At 69.9% G+C, this 17310-nt stretch carries 13 protein-coding genes; 7 read left to right on the forward strand and 6 right to left on the reverse strand.

Going from position 1 to position 17310, the window contains the following annotated elements:
• Nucleotides 1-104 precede the first annotated feature (104 nt).
• The 6 genes from ACWCRB_RS15470 (at nucleotide 105) to ACWCRB_RS15495 (ending at nucleotide 8194) form a co-directional block, all read left to right on the forward strand.
• Nucleotides 105-1670: an ABC transporter substrate-binding protein gene (locus ACWCRB_RS15470; protein WP_450996533.1), complete on the forward strand. Its 1566-nt coding sequence runs from the start codon at nucleotides 105-107 to the stop codon at nucleotides 1668-1670.
• The gene (locus ACWCRB_RS15475) at nucleotides 1667-2620 is read left to right on the forward strand and encodes an ABC transporter permease (protein ID WP_450996534.1); all 954 of its coding nucleotides are present in this window, start codon (nucleotides 1667-1669) and stop codon (nucleotides 2618-2620) included. Before ACWCRB_RS15470 ends, ACWCRB_RS15475 begins: the two co-directional genes overlap by 4 nt.
• Nucleotides 2617-3492: an ABC transporter permease gene (locus tag ACWCRB_RS15480; protein WP_450996535.1), complete on the forward strand. Its 876-nt coding sequence runs from the start codon at nucleotides 2617-2619 to the stop codon at nucleotides 3490-3492. Before ACWCRB_RS15475 ends, ACWCRB_RS15480 begins: the two co-directional genes overlap by 4 nt.
• Complete coding sequence (locus tag ACWCRB_RS15485) at nucleotides 3489-5600, forward strand: ABC transporter ATP-binding protein (protein WP_450996536.1); 2112 nt, start codon at nucleotides 3489-3491, stop codon at nucleotides 5598-5600. The genes ACWCRB_RS15480 and ACWCRB_RS15485 overlap by 4 nt, the downstream gene beginning before the upstream one ends.
• Before the next feature lie 107 nt (nucleotides 5601-5707).
• Nucleotides 5708-6628 (forward strand): PfkB family carbohydrate kinase, encoded by a 921-nt coding sequence (locus ACWCRB_RS15490; protein WP_450996537.1) that lies wholly within the window; start codon nucleotides 5708-5710, stop codon nucleotides 6626-6628.
• Between the two features lie 243 nt (nucleotides 6629-6871).
• Nucleotides 6872-8194: a MarR family transcriptional regulator gene (locus ACWCRB_RS15495; RefSeq protein ID WP_450996538.1), complete on the forward strand. Its 1323-nt coding sequence runs from the start codon at nucleotides 6872-6874 to the stop codon at nucleotides 8192-8194.
• Here ACWCRB_RS15495 and nagZ read toward each other — a convergent pair.
• Genes nagZ through ACWCRB_RS15525 form a run of 6 tightly spaced genes read right to left on the reverse strand, consistent with a single transcriptional unit; the run spans nucleotide 8191 to nucleotide 15270 of the window.
• Complete coding sequence (nagZ, locus tag ACWCRB_RS15500) at nucleotides 8191-9648, reverse strand: beta-N-acetylhexosaminidase (protein WP_450996539.1); 1458 nt, start codon at nucleotides 9646-9648, stop codon at nucleotides 8191-8193. The genes ACWCRB_RS15495 and nagZ overlap by 4 nt on opposite strands.
• A complete protein-coding gene (locus ACWCRB_RS15505; protein WP_450996540.1) occupies nucleotides 9645-10718 on the reverse strand; it encodes an ABC transporter ATP-binding protein in 1074 nt (357 codons plus the stop codon). The genes nagZ and ACWCRB_RS15505 overlap by 4 nt, the downstream gene beginning before the upstream one ends.
• Complete coding sequence (locus ACWCRB_RS15510) at nucleotides 10715-11719, reverse strand: ABC transporter ATP-binding protein (protein ID WP_450996541.1); 1005 nt, start codon at nucleotides 11717-11719, stop codon at nucleotides 10715-10717. The genes ACWCRB_RS15505 and ACWCRB_RS15510 overlap by 4 nt, the downstream gene beginning before the upstream one ends.
• Complete coding sequence (locus ACWCRB_RS15515; protein ID WP_450996542.1) at nucleotides 11716-12630, reverse strand: ABC transporter permease; 915 nt, start codon at nucleotides 12628-12630, stop codon at nucleotides 11716-11718. The genes ACWCRB_RS15510 and ACWCRB_RS15515 overlap by 4 nt, the downstream gene beginning before the upstream one ends.
• Nucleotides 12627-13697 (reverse strand): ABC transporter permease, encoded by a 1071-nt coding sequence (locus ACWCRB_RS15520; RefSeq protein ID WP_450996543.1) that lies wholly within the window; start codon nucleotides 13695-13697, stop codon nucleotides 12627-12629. The genes ACWCRB_RS15515 and ACWCRB_RS15520 overlap by 4 nt, the downstream gene beginning before the upstream one ends.
• 25 nt (nucleotides 13698-13722) lie before the next feature.
• Complete coding sequence (locus ACWCRB_RS15525; protein WP_450996544.1) at nucleotides 13723-15270, reverse strand: ABC transporter substrate-binding protein; 1548 nt, start codon at nucleotides 15268-15270, stop codon at nucleotides 13723-13725.
• A 311-nt stretch (nucleotides 15271-15581) separates the two neighbouring features.
• On the opposite strand from ACWCRB_RS15525, the gene ACWCRB_RS15530 reads away from it, so the two are divergent.
• The gene (locus tag ACWCRB_RS15530; protein ID WP_450996545.1) at nucleotides 15582-16874 is read left to right on the forward strand and encodes an alpha-L-fucosidase; all 1293 of its coding nucleotides are present in this window, start codon (nucleotides 15582-15584) and stop codon (nucleotides 16872-16874) included.
• Nucleotides 16875-17310: the final 436 nt, after the last annotated feature.

Below are 17310 nucleotides of genomic sequence, written 5' to 3' on the forward strand. Positions count from 1 at the left end.
AAGCGGCACCAACCGGCCCGCACACACGCCGAGTTCATGCCCGAACAACCCCATCTGACGGGGCTGTTCACGCAGGGTTCCCCCGAGCACTTCAAGGAGCACCGATGTCACTCACCAAGCCAGTCCGGCCGCGCCGGCTGTTGGCAGGCGCCGCCGCAGGCGCGGCACTGCTCACCTCCACCGCTTGCAGCGCCGCCACCCAGCCCGCCGGCGCCAACTCCGGGACCACCGGCCCGGTAAGCGACGGAGGCACCCTCGTCGTCGCGCAGACCAGCGACGTCGACCCCGGCTCGTTCCTCAAGACCTCGTTCGGCAACCTGCTGTCCGAGTACCAGGTCCTGGAGACCCTGACCGCCATCAGCACCAAGACCGGCCAACCCAGCGGTGTCCTGGCGAAGTCGTGGAAGCTGGCACCCGACGCCAGAAGCATCGACATCACGCTCCGCGACGACGTGACGTTCCACAGCGGCCGCCAACTGACGGCGAGCGACGTCGAGTTCACCCTGAAGAAGGTGCAGGACCCGGCGACGGGCGCCGCGAACCAGCCGATCGCGAGCCAGGTCAAGTCCATACGCGTCGAGGGCGACCACGAGCTGGCCCTCACCTTCTCGAAGCCGACGCCGAACATCTTCGACCTGTTCGAGACGATGCCGATCCTCAACCCCGCGACCTACGGCGACTACGCGGCGGGCAAGGTCGTCGACGGCACCGGCCGCTTCGTCTGGAAGTCGTGGACGCCCGGCGGCAAGGTCGAACTCGCCAAGTACGCCAAGTACCGCGACGCCAAGAACACCCATCTCGACGGGATCCAGATCAACGTCATCAACGACCCGACCGCCATCGTGTCGGCGATCCGCAGCGGCCGGGTCCAGTACGGCGTCGGCATGCCGGCCCTCGACGCGCGCAGCCTGAGCCAGCAGGACGGCTACGCCCTGGTGACGTCGGGCGGGTCGGCGATCCCGCTCGCCCTCGACGTGACGAAGGCGCCGTTCGACAACAAGACCGTGCGACAGGCGGTCCAGTACGCCATCGACCGCGACCGCATCGTCTCGCAGGTCGAGGGCGGTCAGGCGGAGGCGACGGACCTGCCGTGGCGGACGTCCACCGTCGGCTATGACGCCACGCAGGCGAAGCACTACACCTATCAGCCGGACAAGGCCAAGCAGCTGCTCGCCCAGGCGGGCGTGAGCGGCGCCTCGTTCGACGTCGTCACGCTCAACACCCCCGAGGCCACCGGCATCTTCCAGATCGTCAAGAACAACCTCGCCGCCGTCGGCCTGACCGCCAAGCCCGTCCTGCTGACCGCGACCGAGTACGACGAGCGGATCGCCAAGCGGAACATGGGCACGCCCGCGGTGCTGATGATGAACAGCAACGCCCTGTCGCCGGCCACCCAGGTCGTCAGCCGGCCGGAGTTCGTCGCGGACGACAACCTCCTGAAGCTCAAGGACCCGACGTACACGAAGCTCGTCGAGCAGGTCGCCACCGCGACCTCGACCGACGCCCAGAAGACGGCGGTGCTCGCCTACAACGAGTACGTCCTCGACCAGGCGTTCGCGGTTCCCCTGATCACACGCCCGACGATGACGGTCCGGTCGACGGCCGTCGGCGGTATCAAGGCGACCCGGACGGGCTTCCTGGACCTCGGCACGGCCTGGCTGTCGAAATGATCCGGTTCCTGATCCGCAAGGTGCCGTCGGTGGGGTTCGTGCTCTTCGCCAGCTCGATCGTCGCGTTCGCCCTGCCCCGGCTCGCACCCGGAGACGTCGCCGTCACCCTCGCCGGTGCGGACCCGACCGCGGCCAACATCGCCGCCATCAGGCGGGAGTTGGGGCTGGACCGACCGCTCGTCGTGCAGTACTGGGAGTGGATCGCCGGCCTGTTCCACGGCGACCTCGGCCAGTCCTACCTCCTCCACCGCAGCGTCACGAGCCTCATCGGCGACCGGTTGGGGAGCACGGTCGAGCTGGCCGTGTTCGCGACGCTGCTCGTCGTCCTCATCGGGACCACGCTGGGGGTGCTCGCCGGGTCGACCAGGCGCTGGTGGGCACGGGCGACCCTCGATCTCGGCACCAGCGTCCTGGTCGCCGTGCCGTCGTTCCTCACGGCGCTGGCGCTGATCCTCGTCTTCGGTGTGTACCACCGCTGGCTTCCCGTCAGCGGAGAGGTGAGCGTGCTGCACGACCCCGCGATCGGGATCCAGTACCTGGTCCTTCCCGCGGTCGCGCTGGCGCTGTCGCCTGCCGGAGGGCTGGCCCGGCTGCTCCAGACGGAGATGGCCCGGATCCGCAACGAGGACTACGTCGATCTGGCGCTGGCCAAGGGGGTCTCGCCCCGGCGGATCACCCTGCGGCACGTGCTGCGCAACAGTTTCGGCACCGCGGTCGTCGCCATCGGCCTGGAGATCGGCACCCTGCTCGCCGGTGCCGTGGTCATCGAGGCGGTCTTCAACCGCAACGGGCTCGGCCAGCTCGCCGTGTCCAGCGTGCAGACCCGCGACTTCACCGTCCTCCAGGTGCTGATCCTCGGTGTGGTCTGCGTGGCGGTGGTCTGCCAGATCGCCACCGAGATGGTCCTCGCGGCACTCGACCCGAAGATCAGGTTGGGAGACCGGCCATGACAGACGTCCCCCTGTCCGCATCCGCCCCGACGGCGGCGCGCAGACGACTCAATCCGACACTGGCCCGCTATCTGTCGGCCTTCCGCACGCCCAAGGGCATCATCGGGGTGTCGATCCTCGGGCTCATGCTGCTCGCCGCCCTGCTCGCTCCGCTTCTGTTCTCGTCCGGCTACGACCAGCAGGGCTCGGACAGCTTCGCCGGACCGTCGGGCGCGCATCTCTTCGGCACGGACGAGTTCGGCCGCGACATCTTCGTCCGCAGCGTCTACGGGCTGCGCGTCGACCTGAGCCTGATCCTCACCGCGGTGCCGCTCAGCATGGCGATCGGCACCCTGCTCGGCCTGTGCGGCGCCATCTCCGAATGGCTCGGCGCGGGGGTGCAGCGCCTGCTCGACGTCGTCATCGGCTTCCCCGGGCTGATCCTCGGGGTGTGCCTGGTGGCGATCCTCGGCCCCGGCTGGTTCGCGCTGTTCCTGACCATCCTGATCGGCGGTCTGCCCAGCGCAGGGCGCCTGGCCCGCGGCGCCTGGCTCACCCAGCAGGGCAGGGAGTACGTCCTTGCCGCCCAGGTTCTCGGCGTCTCGCGCCGCCAGCTGCTCGTACGGCATGTGCTGCCCAACGCGATGGATGCCATCGTCGTGAACGGCGCCGTCTGGATGGTCATCGGCGTCTACATCGAGGCCGGTCTGTCCATCGTCGGCCTCGGGGTGCAGCCGCCGACGCCGTCGCTCGGCGTGCTGCTCAACAACGGCCTGCGGTTCGTATCCCAGTCCCCCACCTACATCATCGGGCCCGCCTCGCTGCTTCTGCTGCTCGCGGTGGGCGTCGGCCTGATGTCGGACGCGCTCAACGAGGCGGTGAATCGCCGATGAATCCGACGACCGACCCCACCACGACCGAACCACCGGCACCGGTCACGGGCAAAGGGGTGCCCCTGCTGCGCGTCGAAGGGCTGCGTACGGAGTTCAAGCTCAGGAACGGTGTCGTCAAGGCCGTCAATGACGTCAGCTTCGACATCCACGCGGGTGACGTCCTCGGCATCGTCGGCGAGTCCGGCTCGGGCAAGTCGATCACCGCACGCTCGATCATGCGGATGGTCCGGCCGCCCGGCGAGATCGTCACCGGTTCCGTGCGGTTCGACGGCGAGGACCTGCTCGCGCTGCCCGAGAGCGAGATGCGGCGCAGGCGCGGCAGCAAGGTCGCGATGGTCTTCCAGGACCCGCAGTCCGCGCTGAACCCCGTCATGAAGGTCGGCGACCAGATCGTCGAGGCCATGACGGTGCACGGCGTGGACCGGAGGACCGCACGCTCACGCGCGGTCGAACTCCTCGAACAGGTCGGCATTCCCGACGTACGGACGAAGATCGACCAGTATCCGCACCAGTTCTCCGGCGGTATGCGTCAGCGTGTGGTGATCGCGATCGCCCTGGCGAACGATCCCGCACTGCTCATCGCCGACGAGCCGACGACGGCGCTAGACGTCACGGTCCAGGCCCAGATCCTGCGGTTGCTGTCCAGGCTGCGCACCGAACTCGGCATCGCCGTCGCGATCATCACGCACGACATGGGGGTGGTCGCCGAACTGTGCACGGACGTCGTGGTGATGTACAGCGGCCGTACGGTCGAGAAGGGAACCGTCCAGCAGGTCTTCGAGCATCCACGCCACCCCTACACGGCGGCGCTGCTGGCGGCCATGCCCCGCCTCGACGACGAGCGGACGGGCAAGCCGCTCCCGGCGATTCCCGGCACGCCTCCCGACCCGGCCGCGCTCCCGACGGGCTGCGCGTTCCATCCGCGCTGCGCGTTCGCCGAGGAGACCTGCACGCGGGAGGCGCCGGCTCTGCTGCAGATCGGTGCGGAGGGGCAGACCGCGGCCTGCTTCGTCGCCCAGGCCGGCGTGGACGTCTCCTCGGCCGGTGTACGCGAGACAGCGCACGCCGTCGAAGCGGCACCCGTGCGGCAGACGGCTCCCGCGACCGCCGAACCCGTACTGGAGATCCGCGATGTCACCGTCGACGTGGGTTCACGGCGGCGGGGTCTGTTCCGTCGTGAACCCCCGGTGTACGCCGTCGACTCGGTGAGCCTGACGGTGGAGGCGGGCCGCACGCTCGGGCTGGTGGGCGAGAGCGGCTGCGGCAAATCGACGCTGTCGCGCAGTGTCGTCGGCATCAGCCCGATCGCCGGCGGCTCGATCCTCGTCGAGGGGACCGACGTGAGCGCGATGCGCGAGGAGGACCTCAAACGGGTCCGGGCCTCGGTGCAGTACGTGTTCCAGGACCCGTACGCGTCACTGAACCCCCGGCGCACGATCCGGCAGTCCCTCACCGAGGCGCTCGCGTTCCGGGGCATCGGCGGACCCGAACTCGAGGCGGCGGCGCGCTCGTTGGTGGAGCAGGTGGGGCTGCGCCCGGAGCACCTCGACCGCTATCCGCACGCGTTCTCCGGCGGGCAGCGTCAACGGATCGGCATCGCGCGGGCGTTGGCCCGTGAACCGCGCACACTCGTCCTCGACGAGCCGGTGTCCGCGCTGGACATGTCGGTCCAGGCCCAGATCATCAACCTGCTGGAGAAGCTGCAGAACGAACTCGGCCTGGGCTACCTGTTCATCGCCCACGACCTGTCGGTCGTACGTCACCTAAGCGACACGGTGGCCGTCATGTATCTCGGCAGGATCGTGGAGTACGGCGATGTCGCCGACGTCTACGGAAACCCCCAACACCCGTACACGACCGCACTGTTGTCGTCCTCACCGGCGGTGAGCGTCGCGGAGCGCGCTCGGGAGGGCATCGTGCTGCGGGGCGAGCTGCCGAGCCCGTCGAACCCGCCCTCCGGCTGCCGGTTCCGCACCCGGTGCCCGATCGGCCCCCTCGTGCATCCGGAGCGGACGATCTGCGCGGAGGCCGATCCGCAACTCACCCTCACCCCCAGCGGTCAGCGTGCCGCCTGCCACTTCGCCGGTGAACTCGCGGGGCGCCCCTGAACAGTGGCCGGACAGCACGCCCTCGTACGCGGCAGGGCCTCCCCTTGGCCGGGAAGCCCTGCCGCCATTGGTGCGCGAGCCGGATGGTTCAACAAGTACATGAACACATGGGCAGGAGGAGGTGCTGGTGGGTGGAGTCGGCAGCGAGGGGACGTCCTGAAGGGCTGTTCGTCGGGCTGTGCACGCTCGATGTCATCCAGCTTGTGGAGCACACACCCGCCTCCAACCAGAAGCTGACCGCCCGTCAACAGACGGTGGCCGCAGGTGGTCCGGCGGCGAACGCGGCCGCGGCCTTCGCCCACCTGGGCGGTGCGGCCAGGCTGCTCACCGCGATCGGCTCCCATCCGCTGGGACTCGCCGTCGCGGCGGACCTGCACCGTCTGGGCGTGACCGTGTCGGACCTCGCGGCCGACTCGGTCGAGCCGCCTGCCGTGTCCTCCGTCCTCGTGACCGAGTCCAGCGGGGACCGCGCCGTCGTCTCGACCAACGCGACGGGCCATCGGCTCGCCCCACCCGACGACCTTGACGCGTTGGTGGGTGCCTGCGACATCGTCGAGTTCGACGGCCATCACGGGGAGCTGGCCCTGGCCGCCGCCCACGCCGCGCGTGCCGTCGGGCGCCGGACCGTCCTCGACGGGGGCAGCTGGAAGGCCGGCACACAGGACCTGCTGCCGTTGATCGACGTGGCCGTCTGCTCGGACGACTTCCGCCCGCCCGGCACGCACACACCGGAGGACACGCTGCGGTTCCTGCGGGAGCGGGGGGTCCGCTGGGCGGCGGTCAGCCGGGGAGGGCGGCCCATCGTGTGGGCAGGCTCCGACAGCGGCGGCACGGTGGACGTGCCTGCCGTCCGGGTCGCCGACACCCTGGGCGCGGGCGACGTCCTGCACGGGGCCCTCACCTATGACCTCGCCCTTCACGGCCACTTGACTCCGCAGGACTTCGCCGAGGCGCTGCGGAGTGCGGCCACGGTGGCCTCTCGGGCGTGCGCCTCGTTCGGCACCCGGGCGTGGATGCGGGGAGGGTGACGCGTCCGCGCCGTCGGCTCGGCAGCACACATCAGAGCAAGCACCCTCCAGCCCCCATCGATCACCCATACATCGGATGTATTGCCCGGGTGCGCCATGGAAGCACGGGGTGCCTGCGTGTACCGTCTTCCGCCAAGAGCAGCCCAGGACCACGTTCCTGATGGGTGGTACATCGTGAGTTTGTCGATCGGACTTGTCGTTCACGCAAGCCGCCGTGGAGTCTTCGAAGAAGCCGTCGAGCCGTTGTCCGGAATCTCGCTGAAGTGGGTCACGTACGGGCACGAGCACGAGATCCGGCCCCGTGTGCAGAGCCTCGCCGACGGACACGCGCTGGACGGACTGCTGGTGGGTGCCGTTCCGTATCGCGCGTGCCGTGACGTCCTCTCCCCCGGACTCCCCGTCGCGGTCACCCGCAGTTCGGCCCTCGACCTGGCGCTGGCGTTGTCCCAGGCGCAGGCCCGTGGGTGGCAGCCGGTTCCGGTCAGCATTGACACCTTCGACCAGGAGGTGGTCTCCGAGGTCACGGAGGCGTTGCACATCGACCGCACCCGGGTCGCGTGCCTGCCGTACGCCGACGACCAGACCGTCGAGGAGATCTGCGCGTTCCACCAGCGGTCCCTCCGGGAGGGCGGCGGTTACGTCATCACCGCGCGGACCGCTGTTCTGCGGCAGTTGCGCGGCACTCTGCGCGTGCTGAACGGCTCGCCCGTGCCGTCCAGCATCCGCGCCGAACTGCACGAACTGGTGCTGCGCATCCGGTCCGAGCAGGCGGGCGCCGCCGGGTTCGCCGCGGGCGTGTTCTGTGTCAACAGGCGTGGTGGTCCGGGCGACTTGGAGCGCGGCCGGATGGGTCTGCTGCAGCTGCTGCGGGCCACGCCCGAACTCAGCGACGCCTGGATCGAGAACCGTGGCCGGCGCGGTGTGGTGGTCCTGGGGCGCCGGACGGTGTTCGAGCGGCTCAGCCGCAACTGGCTCATCGTTCCGGTGCTGGAGCAGGCCCAGGAGTCGCTCGGGGTGGGGGTGGCCGCCGGGTTCGGCGTGGGGCCCTCGGCGCGTTCCTCGGTGATGCTCGCCGAACGGGCCGCCGCCCGCGCGGAGTCGGAGAACCGGCCGTGCGGCTATCTGATGGAGGACAGCGGGCTGGTGATCGGGCCGTTGGGTCCGGGTGGGCCGGCGCGGCCCCGGTCCGCCCAGGAGCAGGGCGACCGGATGCGGTCCCTCGCGCGGACCGTCGGGCTCAGTCCGGCAACGTTGTCACGGCTCGCCGCGATCGAACGCGACCTGGCCGGACGGACCGTCACGCCCAGCGAGTTGGCCGACGCCATGGCCGTCACCGACCCCAGCGGCCGGCGCCTGGTACGCAAACTCCACGCGCACGGCCTGGTCACCGCCGAGGGGCTGGCCCAGACCCACCGCAAGGGCCGGCCGACCGGGCTGTACCGCCTGGCGATAGCCGCGGCCCTGACCGGCGGCCCCGCCGACACTCCCCCTCTCCCCACCGACGCTCGCCCGCTCTCCGCCCCCACCGACGCCCGCCCTCTCTCCACCGTCCCGGCCACGACCTAGAGCAGCGCCTCGGCCACGGCACGCAGGTTCGCCCGGCCCCGCCCGTACGCGCACAACCCGTCCGCCGCCTCCGTCTCCGCGTCCGGCATGCCGGTGGCGACGAGGAGGGCGTCGGGGCGGGCTGTGAAGAGGGCGGTGCGGGCCTCGGCCTGCCAGGGGTGCAGGTCCGCGTCCTCGGTGGCGATCAGCAGCGGTCGCCCCTGGGCGTGCCGCAGAATGCCGGGGACGTCGACGGGGCCTTCGCTCGTCACGACGCCGTCGGTGGCGGGCATGACCTCGCGCAGGAGGGTCAGGAGGTCCGTACGGTCCCATTCCAGCGCGGGGTTGGGGCGGCGGTGCAGGTCGACGACGTACGGATCGACGACGGGGCCGGGCAGGGGCTTCCAGCGGATGGCGCGGCGGGCGGCGAGCAGCCCCACGTCCTCCGGGACGGGGCCGCCGTTCGTGGTTGGTGGTGGCTGGGCGAAGCGGTCTGCCAGGGCGTCGATGCGGCGGGCGGCGTCGAGGACCCGGGCGGGGTCGAGCGTGCCGCCGGCCATGGCGTCGAGCAGGGCGTCCCGGCAGCGCCGCCACAGCTTCGGGTCGGGGCGGGCGATGATCAGCTGGTCGGCTCCTGCGGCGATCGCCGCGACGGCCGCCGCCGGTTCGCCGACCGTGTCGGCGATCGCCTTCATCTCCAGGGCGTCGGTCACGACGACGCCCTCGAAGCCGAGTTCGGTGCGCAGGAGGTCGGTGAGGATACGGCGGCTGAGGGTGGCGGGGGCGGTGGCGTCCAGGGCCGGGTAGACAACGTGGGCCGTCATGACGAGCGGGACGCCCGCGGCGATGGCGGCCAGGAAGGGCGGCAGGTCGTTCTCGCGGAGGGCTTGCTCGTCCCTCGTGTCGACGGCGGTGCCCAGGTGGCTGTCGACGGTCGTCGAGCCGTGGCCCGGGAAGTGCTTGGCGCACGGGGCGATACCGGCGGCCAGCGTGGCCTTCGTCCAGGCCGTGACGTGCCGGGCGGCCTGACCGGGGTCGGCGCCGAAGGAGCGGGTGCGCACGATGGGGTTGGCGGCGTCCCGGTGTACGTCGGCCACGGGGGCGTAGCTGACGGCCACCCCACACTCGGCCAGATGCCGGGCGAGCGCGTCGGCGACGGCGGAGGTCAGCTCGGTGTCGTCGGCGACGCCGAGCGCCCACGCGCCCGGGGTCTCGGGCGCCCCGGCCCTGGCCAGATGGCTGATGCTTCCGCCCTCCTGGTCGACGGTGACCAGCAGTCCGGGGCGCAGGGAGCGCAACTCGTCGGTGAGGGCGCGCAGTTGGGCTCGTCCGGCGACGTTGCGGGTGTGCAGGATGACGCCGCCGAGTCCGGTGTCCGCCAGCCGTCTCAGGTCGTCGGGGACGGTCGTACCGTCGAAGCCGAGGACGAGGCAGCGGTGGGCGGCCTCGATCAGGTCGTCCGGGAGGGGGGTCACGGGGTCAGCTCCGCGGTGGTCGTGTCGCGGGCGGCGTCCGGCTGCACCAGCAGGACACAGCGGGCCCAGTGACGGTCGGTCAGCTCGACGTGCGGGGGCTGCTCGGTGCGGCAGGCGGCGCGGGCCAGGGGGCAGCGGGGGTGGAAGCGACAGCCGGACGGGGGATGGACCAGGTCCGGGGGTTCGCCGTAGTCGTCCCCGGTGACATCCCGTTCGCCGTCCTCGCGGTCCGTGCGGCCCGCCAGGAACTCCATCCGGTCCGGGTCCGGGGTCGAGTCCAGGAGCAGCCGGGTGTAGGGGTGGGCGGGGGTCTGGGTGACGTCCTCCGCCGTGCCGTACTCGACGATCTCCCCCGCGTACATCACCGCGATCTCGTCGGCGAAGTAGCGGGCCCCTGCGATGTCGTGGGTGATGTAGAGCATGGCCAGGTGTTCCTCGTCGCGCAGGGCGGCGAGGAGGTTGAGGATCTCCAGGCGGATGGAGACGTCCAGCATGCTCACCAGTTCGTCGCCCAGGAGCACTTCGGGTTCGACGGCGAGGGCGCGGGCGATCGCGACGCGCTGGCGCTGGCCACCGGACAGTTCGTGCGGGAAGGCGTCCAGGAAGCGCTCGGGCGGGGTGAGCCGTACGCGTTCCAGCAGGGCCCGCAGGCGCCGTTCCATGTCCTCGCCGCCGGTGACGGAGCCGTGCAGCCGCAGCGGCCGTTCGAGCAGGTAGCGCACGCGGTGCAGGGGGTTGAGGGAGGCGAAGGGGTCCTGGAGCACCATCTGGACGCGGCGGGCGTAGGCGCGGCGGGCCCGGCGGCCGCGTGCCGAGGCGGGTTTCCCGTACAGCAGGATGTCGCCGCTGGTGGGGGTCTGGGCGAGGGCGAGGGTCCGGGCGAAGGTGGACTTGCCGCTGCCGCTCTCGCCGACCAGGGCCACCGTACGGCCCGGGATCAGGCGCAGGGAGGCGTTCTCCAGCGCGTGCACGGTCTCCCCACGCGCGCGGTGCACCGGGTAGTGGACGGTGACGTCCACCGCTTCGAGTACGGGGGCCGGCAGGGGCGCCGGGGCCTGCTCGTCGGTCATGCTCGCCCTCCGGCGGTCAGCGGGGGCAGGTTGTCGGCGTGGATGCAGGCCACGGCTCTCTCCGTGCCGTACGTGGTGAGCTCGGGAGGTGCCGCCTCACACTCGGGCGTCGCGTGCGGGCAGCGCGGTTGGAAGGGGCAGCCCGGTGGGAGGCCGCGCAGGTCGGGCGGGTTGCCGGGGATGCCGTTCAGGCGGCGCATCGGTCCGCGCAGCGGCGGGAAGGAGTCGCGCAGGCCGCGCGTGTACGGATGTTTGGGGTCCCGGTACAGATCGCCGGCCGGGCCGCTCTCCACGATCCGTCCGCCGTACATGACGGCGATGCGGTCGGCGATCTCCAGGAGCAGTGACAGGTCGTGCGTGATGAAGACGACGGAGAAGCCCAACTCCCTCTGAAGTCGGATGACTTGGCGCAGGATCTGGCGTTGCATGACGACGTCGACGGCCGTGGTCGGCTCGTCCATCACCAGCAGGTCGGGGTCGCAGACCAGGGCGAGCGCGATGGTGGCCCGTTGGCGCATTCCGCCGGAGAGTTCGTGCGGAAAGCTGTCCAGACGGGTCGCGGGGATGCCGACGAGTCCGAGCATGTGCGCGGCGCGTTCGCGCGCCTCTGATCTGGTCATACGGCGGTGGGCGTGCAGGGTGTCGGTGAACTGGGCGCCGAGTCTGGAGACGGGGTTGAGGGCGTTCATGGCGCTCTGGAAGACGACGGCCGTGTGTTCCCAGCGGGTCCTGCGCAGTTCGCGTGCGTCGGCGTGGAGCAGGTCGACGGGGTCGCCCGAGCGCGGGTGGAGAGTGGCGCTGCCCGTGCGGACGACTGCGGGTGGGCGCAGCAGTCGTAGCAGGGCGTTGATCAGGGTGGTCTTGCCGCTGCCGCTCTCACCGGCGATGCCGAGGATCTCGCCGCGCCGCAGTTCCAGGCACACCTCGGAGACCGCGGGCAGGGGTTCGGCGGCCGTGCCGTAGTCGACGCTGAGGTTCTTGACGTCCAGCAGCAGGCTCACTGTGCCCCTTTCCTGCGGCGGGCGCCGCGCAGTCGCGGGTTGGTCAGTTCGTCGATGCCGAAGTTGACGAGCCCGGCGGCGGCGCCGAGCACGGTGATGGCGACTCCGGGCGGTACGAACCACCACCACGCGCCGGAGACCATCGCCTGGCGCTGCTGGGCGAAGTAGAGCATCGTGCCCCAGCTGACGGTGTTGATGTCGCCGATGCCGAGGAAGTCCAGGCCGGAGACGGCGAGGATGGAGGTGACGAGGGAGAGCATCAGCGTCGCCGAGATCACCGGCAGCAGGTTGGGCAGCACCTCGACGAGCATGATCCGCGGATTGCTCTCGCCGAGCAGCCGGGCGCCCAGGACGAAGTCCCTGTTGCGCAGGGACAGTGTCTGTACACGCTTGGAGCGTGCGCCCCAGGCCCAGCCGGTCAGCCCGATGACCAGCGCGACCGCGAACGGGCCGCCCCTCCCCCGCAGATACCCGGCGAGGATGATGACCAGCGGCAGCCCGGGCAGGACGAGGAAGACGTTGGTGAGGGCGCCGAGCACCGAGTCGACCGTGCCGCCGTAGTAGCCGCCGATCAGCCCGACGGCCACGGACAGCGTGGTGGAGACGACGGCCGCGACGGCGCCGACGAGCAGCGATGTGCGGGTGCCGACGACGAGTTGGGCGAGGACGTCGGTGCCGTCCTGGGTGGTGCCCAACGGGTGGTCCATGGACGGGGGTTGGAGGACGGCCCCGGTGAGTTCCGTGGGTGACAGGCCCATCAGCGACTGCACGATCCAGGGGCCCGCGGCGGCCACGAGGACGTACACGGCGATGATCGCGAGTCCGACGCGGGCCTTGCGGTTGGCGGGGATCAGCCGACGCGGTGCGGTACGCCAGGTGAGCCGGGCGGCCGGTGCCGCCGCGAGCGTCATGCGTCCTCCCGGGTGCGCGGGTCGAGCAGGACGTAGACGGAGTCGGCGATGAAGTTGGCCACCAGCACGGACAGCGAGATGATCAGGAACAGCGCCTGCATCAGCGGGTAGTCGAGGTTCACCACGGCCTGGTAGAAGAGGTAGCCGATGCCGGGGTAGGCGAAGACCGCCTCGGCGAGCAGCGAGCCGCCGACCACCGTGCCGATGGAGATGGCCAGGCCCGCCACCTGCGGCAGCATGGCGTTGCGGGCGGCGTACGCCAGCAGGATCCGCCAGCGGCTGAGCCCCTTGGCCTCGGCGAGGCTGACGTAGTCCTCGGCCACGGTGGTAATCATCATGTTGCGCATACCGAGCAGCCAGCCGCCGATCGAGGAGACGACGATCGTCAGCGCGGGCAGGAAGCCGTGCGCGATCACGCTGCTGACGAAGGTGAAGTTCAGGCCCGGTTCGAGGTTGAGGTCGTAGCCGTTCTGGGAGGGGAAGACCGGCAGGCTCACCGACAGCAGCAGAAGGAGCATGGTGGCGACCCAGAAGTACGGCATCGAGCCGAGAAAGGTCGCGAGCGGTGCCAGCACACTGTCGAGGCGACTGCCGGGCCTGGCGCCGGAGACGATGCCGAGTGCGGTGCCGAGGAGGAACGCCAGGACGGTGGTCAGGCTGACCAGGCCCAGCGTCCAGGGCAGGCCCTGCGAGATCATCTCGCCGACGGGCTGCGGGAAGTAGGCGGTGGAGATCCCGAAGTCGAGGTGGGCGAGCTGGGAGAGGTAGTGCAGGTACTGCTCCCCCAGGTTCTGGTCGGGGACCCCGAACAACGCCCGGATGGACTTCTCTGTGGCCGCGTTGACCTGCGACCTCTGAGCCAGCTTGTTCAGGATGACGGAGGCCGGGTCGCCCGGCATGAGGCGCGGGATGACGAAGTTCAGGGTGACGGCGACGGCGGCGGTCGCGAGGTAGAAGCCGAGGCGGCGCAGCAGGACCCGGGCCCGGCCGCCGCGCCGGCGACGGCGTGCGGGGCCGTCCGCCGTCGGCGGTCCGGCGGGCGGCGCCGGAAGTGTCGTCGCCGTCATCGGGCGAACTCCCTGTGCACGGCCATCACTTCACCGGCTTCAGCTGCGCGAGCACGTTCTCGAACGCCGGGCCGCCGTTCCAGGGGGCGCAGATGGCGTACGGATTGCTCTTGTCGGGGAATCCGGTCCAGTTGCGGGCGCTCCACGCGCAGCCGGCGGTGATGTTCGACAGCGTCACGAACGGCACCTGGTCGACGATGATCTTCTCCAGCTTCCGGGTGAGCTGGATCTGCGTCTGTTCGTCGCCGGAGTTCGCCAACTGGTTCAGCAGGTCGTCGGTGGACTTGTCGCGCCAGCGCAGGTAGTTGTTGGTCTGCGCCACGCCGCCCTTCGCGGTGCCGGCGAACTGGCTGTTCAGCAGCGGGTTGTAGACCTGCCAGGGCACGGCGCCGTACGCCAGTCCGTACGAGGCGAGGTCGAAGTCGCCCTTGGCCCGGGTGTCGGTGTAGGTGCCGCTGGCCAGCGGCTGCACATTCACCTTGATGCCGACCTTGCCGAGCTGGTCGGCGATGATCCGGGCCCGCTGCACGGAGTCCGCGAACTCGGAGACCTCGATGTAGTCGAGCGTGAGCTGCTTGCCGTCCTTGACCGCCTTGCCGCCGCTGAAGGTGTAACCGGCCTGCTGGAGCTGGGACTTGGCGGCCGCGAGGTCGGTCTTGACGGCGTCCTGGTAGGCGGGGTCGAGCCATTTGCCCTGCGTCGCCGCGTCCAGGCCGGTCTGGCTGATGGGGGTGGCGCCGAGCTGGGTGACGAGCTGGATGAGCTGCTGCCGGTCGATCGCCAGCTCGACCGCCTTGCGCAGATGGACGTCCTTCAGGACACCCCGGTCGTGGTTGAAGACCAGGACCAGCGACCCGTACGTCGGATAGAAGTAGCCGTTCTTCGCCGGGTCCTTGTCGACGTACTGCTTCTCCAGGTTGGGTATCGCGCCGCCGCTCAGGTCCTCTTGACCGCTGGTCAGCTGGGAGATCTCGGTGGCGGAGTTCACCACGGGCAGCCGGATCTGCTTGACCTGGATCTTGCTGCGCCAGTAGTCGTCCCGGAGGGTGAGGCTGACCTGCTGCGGGTCGAACCGCTTGAGGGTGTACGGGCCGCTGCCGACCGGGTCGGGGTTGGTGAACGTGACCGGGTTCTTCTGGTTCGCCCAGTATTTCTCCGGGACGATGTACTGCTGGAGAATCGAGGCGACCTGGGTGAATGCGGGCTTGTCGAATTGGAAGACGACCGTCTTCTGCCCCTGCGCGGTCACCGAGGAGAACGAGACACCGGACGAGTTGAGTGCGGGTGTTTTCTTCACCAGCTCGAAGGTGAACACAACGTCGGCGGCGGTGACCGGTTGCCCGTCGCTCCAGGTGGCCTTCTTCTCGATGTCCACTGTCAGCGTACGGCCGTCCGCCGACAGTTTCTGCGCGGAGGCGAGCCACGGTTCGAATTCGCCGCCCTTGAGGACATTCACCCCCATGAGCGACTGATACATGTAGATCCTGGTCCCCGGGGAAGCGTCACCGGTGCTGGTCAGCGGGTTGAAGTTCCGCTGGAGCACGGTTTTCCCGGAAGCATAGTTGATCATCATCGAGCCACTGCTCGAATTCGCCGAACCACTGTCCTGACACGCGGTGAGCGCCAGACTCATCACCACGGCGACCACTGCAGGACCGGTTCTCAAGGAACGCCTGAGCCGCACGGCTGACCTCCCATCTCGGTTGCCGAATTCTGCGGACGGAAATCACCGGGTGTCAAGCAGGCAACGGGAATCACCCATAAACGAACCTGGTCCTAAATAGAAAAAGAACCAGGTTCGTATGTCGACGGTGTGTTTCGCGGGATGCCATGGAAGGGCAGGATTGCCCCTCAGTCGACCCGGAGGAATTGAGAGGAAACGAATTGACCCAGACGCGTGACACACCCGCGGCGACCGGTTGGATGCGGGAGGCGAGGTTCGGCCTCTTCGTCCACTTCGGCGTCTACAGCATGGCCGCACGGCACGAATGGGTGCGCAGCTACGAGGAGATCGACGATGCCACGTACCAGCGGTACGTCGACCACTTCGACCCCGATCTGTTCGACGCCGCCGAGATCGCCCGCACGGCGCGCGCGGCCGGTATGCGGTACGCCGTACTGACCACCAAGCACCACGACGGCTTCTGCCTGTGGGACTCGGCGGTCACGGACTACAGCTCGGCCCGCGTCTGCGGCCGGGACCTGGTCGCCGAGTTCGTGGACGCCGTACGCGCCGAAGGACTGAAGGTCGGCTTCTACCACTCGCTCCTCGACTGGCATCACCCCGACTACGTGATCGACGGTGTCCACCCGCTGCGCAACGCGCCGGACGTGGCCGCCCTCAACTCCGGCCGTGACATGGGCAGATACCGCGCCTACCTGCACGCCCAGGTCAAGGAGCTGCTCACCTCGTACGGCCAGATCGACCTGATGTTCTACGACTTCACGTTTCCCTGGGACCGCGGTGGAATGCCGGGCAAGGGCCCGGAGGACTGGGACTCGGCGGAACTCCTCGCGACGACGCGCGCCCTCCAGCCGGGCATCGTGGTCAACAACCGCCTAGGTATCCCGGGCGACTACGTGACGCCCGAGCAGTACCAGCCGGACCGTCCGCTCGTCGACGACGGTGTCGAGATCATGTGGGAGGCGTGCCAGACCCTCAACGGCTCCTGGGGGTACCACCGGGACAACCTGGAGTTCAAGGACCCCGGCGACCTGGCGCGCATGCTCGTCCAGTCCGTGTCGAACAACGGCAACATGATCCTCAACGTGGGTCCCGACGGCCGCGGGAACATCGAGCCGCGCGCCCGTGCCGTCCTGAACTCCCTCGCGGACTGGATGCGGCTGCACTCCCGCGCGATCCACGGCGCAGGCCCCGCTCCGTTCACGCCGCCCGCCCACGGCGTGTACACGCTGCGCGGCGACCGTCTCTACCTCCACCTGTTCTCCTGGCCGTTCAGACACGTGCACCTGCCCGGGCTGGCCGGCCGGGTGAAGTACGCCCAACTGCTGGGCGACGGCAGCGAGGTCGGACTCGACGTCCTCGCCGGCACACCCCAACCGCACGCCCACCTCTCCCCCTTGCCCCAGCCCGAGGGCACCCTGACACTGACGCTTCCGGTCACCCGGCCGGACGTGCTCGTGCCGGTGGTGGAGCTGTTTCTGACGGAGGCGTGAGGGGTGTCGGCGGCGTCTTCCTGGAGGGGGCTACGGACCGCTGTGCCCCCCAGCCCCTCGGCCAGGCCGGCCGCGAGAACCCGAAGGCTGTCCGCGGGCAGGCGGCGGTGCGCGGCGAGTACCTCTGCCAGATTGGGGCGGATCACCTTGAGCGCCACCAGCAGACCGCCGCCGGCCCGGCGGGCCAGGTACACACTGCCCATACCGCCGGCGCCCAGCCTGCCCAGCAGTTCGAAGGGGCCGATGCTCGTCGGATCCTCGCCATGCCGAAGCGGTCGCCACACGTCGCACCGTCACTTGTCTGTCGCCGAAAGCTCAGGAGGCAGGCGTCAGCCCGGAAAGCACGCGTCGTCACCGCTGTCCCCCACGATGTGAACAGTGATTCTGACGAGCGCGAGGGAAGCAGCACAGGGGCGCACCGAGATGCGAAGAGCGC

It is taken from the genome of Streptomyces sp. NPDC002156 (genome assembly GCF_053593675.1).

Coding starts and splice junctions, on each gene's coding strand:
- ACWCRB_RS15470 (WP_450996533.1), top strand. CDS start 105: ATGTCACTCACCAAGCCAGTCCGGCCGCGCCGGCTGTTGGCAGGCGCC.
- ACWCRB_RS15485 (WP_450996536.1), top strand. CDS start 3,489: ATGAATCCGACGACCGACCCCACCACGACCGAACCACCGGCACCGGTC.
- ACWCRB_RS15520 (WP_450996543.1), bottom strand. CDS start 13,697: ATGACGGCGACGACACTTCCGGCGCCGCCCGCCGGACCGCCGACGGCG.
- ACWCRB_RS15505 (WP_450996540.1), bottom strand. CDS start 10,718: ATGACCGACGAGCAGGCCCCGGCGCCCCTGCCGGCCCCCGTACTCGAA.
- ACWCRB_RS15480 (WP_450996535.1), top strand. CDS start 2,617: ATGACAGACGTCCCCCTGTCCGCATCCGCCCCGACGGCGGCGCGCAGA.
- ACWCRB_RS15515 (WP_450996542.1), bottom strand. CDS start 12,630: ATGACGCTCGCGGCGGCACCGGCCGCCCGGCTCACCTGGCGTACCGCA.
- ACWCRB_RS15490 (WP_450996537.1), top strand. CDS start 5,708: ATGGGCAGGAGGAGGTGCTGGTGGGTGGAGTCGGCAGCGAGGGGACGT.
- ACWCRB_RS15475 (WP_450996534.1), top strand. CDS start 1,667: ATGATCCGGTTCCTGATCCGCAAGGTGCCGTCGGTGGGGTTCGTGCTC.
- ACWCRB_RS15525 (WP_450996544.1), bottom strand. CDS start 15,270: ATGATGATCAACTATGCTTCCGGGAAAACCGTGCTCCAGCGGAACTTC.